Raw genomic sequence first — 4,063 nt, 5'->3', positions numbered from 1 at the left:
AGGCGCACTTCCCTCACCGGCAACATATGCCCGGACGGCGCGCCCTTCACCGACGAGTCCACCGAGAAGCTGTACTGGGTCTTGGCAATGCACACCGGCAGGTGGCCAAAGCCCAGGCTCTCGTATTCCTCCAGCTGTCGTTTGGCGATCGTTGTGAACTCCACGCTTCCGGCATGGTAGATCCGGGTGGCAATGGTGCGAATCTTATCCGCCAGGAGCAGGCTGTCTTCATAGAGGAATTTCACCTCCGGTTTGCCCTCATCCATCTGGTCCAGCACCGCCTGGGCCAGCTCAGTGGCGCCTTCACCACCGGTTGCCCAATGATCCGCGGGCACTGCCCGCACGCCCAGCTCCTCGCTGATGGACTGGACCAGCGCCATCTCCTCCTCGGTGTCATCCGGGAAACGGTTGATGCACACCACCGGGGTCAGGCCAAACTGCTGCAGATTGCGGATATGCCGCTCAAGGTTGGCCGCTCCTTTTCGCAGCGCCGCCAGGTCGGGAATCCCCAGCTGGCTGCGGGGAATACCGCCTTGCATTTTGAGGGCCCGAATGGTGCAGACCACTACGGCGGCATCCGGGCGTAATCCCGTGTGCCGGCACTTGATATCAATGAATTTTTCCGCGCCCAGGTCGGCGCCAAAGCCGGCCTCGGTAACCACCACGTCATTCAGAGCCAGCGCAGCCCGGGTTGCGGTGACGGAATTGCACCCGTGGGCGATATTGGCAAAGGGCCCACCATGAATAAACACTGGATTGTGCTCCAGGCTCTGCACCAGGTTTGGCTGCAGGGCTTCTTTCAGCAGTACGGTGAGTGAGCCCTCGACACCCAGATCACGAACGGTCACCGGCGACATGTCCGAACGCCGTCCAACGATGATATTTCCCAGGCGCTGCTTCAGGTCCGCCCGGCCATCCGCCAGGCAAAGGATGGCCATGATTTCCGATGACACCGTGATATCGAACCCAGTCTCACGGGGCACGCCGTGTGCCGCCCCGCCCAGGCCACAGACCATGTTTCGCAGCGACCGGTCGGTTATATCCATGACTCTGCGCCAGCTTATGTAACGCGGATCCAGCCCGGCTTCATTGCCCCAATGAATGTGATTATCGATCAGTGACGCCAGCAGGTTATGAGCACTGGTGATGGCGTGGAAGTCGCCATTAAAATGCAGATTGATGTCTTCCATCGGGATCACCTGAGCCCGGCCTCCGCCGGCAGCACCACCCTTCATACCAAAGCAGGGCCCCAGGGACGGCTCCCGCAGACACACGGAGGAACGCACACCCAGCCGGTTGAAGCCATCGTTCAGCCCTACACTGGTGGTGGTCTTACCCTCCCCTGCCGGGGTTGGCGTGATGGCCGTCACCAGTACCAGTTTGCCTCTGGGTGCCGAGTCGGACGTATCCACGTAGGCCATGTCCAGTTTTGCCTTGTAATGGCCAAAGGGCACCAGACTCTCCGCCGGCAACCCGAAACGCTGCTGGGCCAACAGCAGGATAGATTGTGGCTGGACCGAACGGGCAATCTCGATATCCGGAGTGCCCGGCGGCGGAAACTCGGACGGCGCTGGCGTGTCGGGTGTCAGTTTACTGTACTGAAGACTCATGGCACTGCCTCCCTGTTGTTCTCGCAGGACCCACTGTGCTCCCGAATCCATTGCGCTGACTGGCGCAGGCCTCCGAACGGAAACAGATGAATGCCCCGCAGCAAAGTCTCCGGATTTTCCAGGCAATACTGCACCAGTGCCCGGACCATATCGTCGGGTTTCCAGGCACCCAGCATTCGGGCACTGCCAGGGCGACGGAGCAGCATACGTGCGGATGCGCCTACCCCACACATAGTGGCATAAGCGATAAGCGTTTTAACCCGCGTTGGGCCCGCCATGCCGATATAGACAGGCACCTCTTCCAGAATATTGCCCAGCCCTTGCAGCCAGTCGATCACCACCTCAGCGTCGAAGGTGAACTGGGTGACCACCCAGAGCCTGGTAGCGGTCGTACGGGCGTATTCACGCTTGACGCTCAATGCCTGAGCCAGGGTTGCCCGATCCGCCATCGGATGGCCGTCCGGATGAGCCGCAACACCGATACCGTGGAACCGGAACTGGGCCAACAATCCCGATTCGAGCACGGCCAAAGTGTCGGGAAACGGGCCGGCCACGGCATCGCTGTCGCCCGCGATCAGCAGCAGACGGTCTACCCCGCTTTCATCTAATTGGGCCAACCAGTCCCGCAACTGCCCCCGGCTCTGGGCCATTCGGGCGGGCACATGCGGCACTGGCTGCATACCCAGATCCAGCAGACGACGGGAAGCTTCCAGCGTGTCACTGAACTGCCCCTTTGGCAGGAAGGGCACGTAAACGCAGGTGCCCGCCGGCAGAAGATCCGGCAAATGTTCTGTCGTCAGGATCTGGCGGGGTGTGGCCTCAATGGATGCCGAGCGCACCAGATCACGAAACCGTGCTGCTGCCTCCTCATCGGGCCGATTGAACGCCTGTCTTTCGTTAACCAGTGTCATAAACCGCGCACCCCATTGCCAACGGTGTTTACCCGACAGCTGCTATCGCCGGTTCTTCCCGTTCGGTTAATCGGCGAAGTCGATCCCCTTGGCCCGGGCTCTTTCCCGGGCGTTGGGATTCACCGAAGGCCGGAAGGGCACTTCCACCACTTCCGCCTCCACAGCGGTTGAGCCATCCGCGGCGGCATATTCCACAGGAAGATGCACAGTAAGCCGCGTGCCGACAGCCCGAAGGTCAAACGGCACATACGCCAGCGCGATGTTGGTCTCAAGCTCCGGGGAGTACCAGGGGGAGGTAACATAGCCCTCCGCTTCGCCGCCGTCCGGGCCGCTGATCAGCCAGAAATCGTTGGAGTAGTCAGTCACCTTGCCGCCGCCAAAACGGATGCCCACCATGATGTGGCTGAAAGGCGGGCGACCGGCGTCCAATTGCTCACGGACCTTCTCAAGCTTTTGCTTGCCGATGTAATCGGCCTCCTTGTTGCGTGGCACCTGGTACGCCAGGTTGCACTGGAACGGCAGGGTTTCCTGATCCACATCCTGCCCCCAGGACAGAATACCCGCGGCAATCCGGCGATGGTGGGCGGGCGCGATGACCCGAAGGTTGTGGGGCTCGCCCGCGGCAAGCACGGTGTACCAGAGGTCCTCGGCGTATTTCGTCGCTTCCTTGAGGTAAATCTCGTACCCCTTCTCTCCGGTGAAGCCGGTCTGGGACACGATCACGTCATGGCCGGCCACCTGGCCTTCCATCAAGCCATAGTAGGGAATGTCCCGAACGGCGTCGCCAAACAGGTCCGCCATGAGCGCTTCGGACTTCGGGCCCTGAATCTGCACCGGTGCCACATCGATTTCCGCGATGGTGACATTGAAGCCCATGCCAATGTTGACGCCCCGCATCCACAGCTCCAGATCGCTGTCGGAGAGCGAGAACCAGAACTCGTCCTCGGCGACCCGCAGCAGAACAGGATCATTGATGATGCCACCCTCTTCATTGCAGAGGATGACGTACTTGCCACGCATGGGCTTGATCTTGGTCGCATCCCGGGTGATCACGTAATTCACGAACCGCTCGGCGTCCGGACCTTTAACCTGGATCTGGCGCTCAACCGCCACATTCCACATGGTCACGTCGTGGATCAGCGACTCGTATTCCAGCATGGCGCCGCCGTCTTCCGGGCGGACATAACCCCGGGGGTGATACATACGGTTGTAGACCGTCGCCCGCCAGCAGCCCGCCTCGTAGGCCAGGTGCCAGTAAGGCGACTTGCGAACCCGTGTGGAAATCAGCATCTCCACCGGCGTAGGGCCAGACTGGCGCAGGTTGATGGGAACGCGTCGATCAGACTGGTCGACGCTGTCAGGCTGGCGTGCCGCACCTGCCCGTTGTTGTGGATAATCCAGAAGTGCTTGCTCGAATTTAACAGCCATTGCTATCCCCCCCTTCCCGGGTTGTCGATAGCCCCAATGTGGCCCTCTTTGAGGTTGCCGGGAGGAACCAATACGACACTCAGTCGACTAAAAGCGTCAGAGGGACGGCAGCAG

General features: G+C 60.9%; 3 protein-coding genes. All 3 read right to left on the bottom strand.

Annotated features, from left to right (window positions below):
• Positions 1–1,610: formate--tetrahydrofolate ligase (locus tag B2W52_RS21085; protein ID WP_286804022.1), on the bottom strand; the 1,610-nt coding region annotated here is incomplete at its 3' end.
• Entirely contained in the window at positions 1,607–2,521 is a 915-nt protein-coding gene (locus B2W52_RS21080; RefSeq protein WP_286804021.1) for a methylenetetrahydrofolate reductase, read from the bottom strand. The genes B2W52_RS21085 and B2W52_RS21080, both read right to left, overlap by 4 nt.
• A 66-nt stretch (positions 2,522–2,587) precedes the next feature.
• Positions 2,588–3,949, bottom strand: a complete 1,362-nt coding sequence (locus B2W52_RS21075; protein WP_286804020.1) for a glycine cleavage T C-terminal barrel domain-containing protein — start codon at positions 3,947–3,949, stop codon at positions 2,588–2,590.
• Positions 3,950–4,063: the final 114 nt, after the last annotated feature.

Origin of the sequence: Marinobacter sp. UBA2498 (assembly GCF_002341575.1) — a bacterium.
GTDB classification, from domain to species: Bacteria; Pseudomonadota; Gammaproteobacteria; order Pseudomonadales; family Oleiphilaceae; genus Marinobacter; species Marinobacter manganoxydans.
The sequence above is the reverse complement of the archived record's forward strand: the minus strand, read 5'-3'. Positions and strand labels throughout refer to the sequence as shown.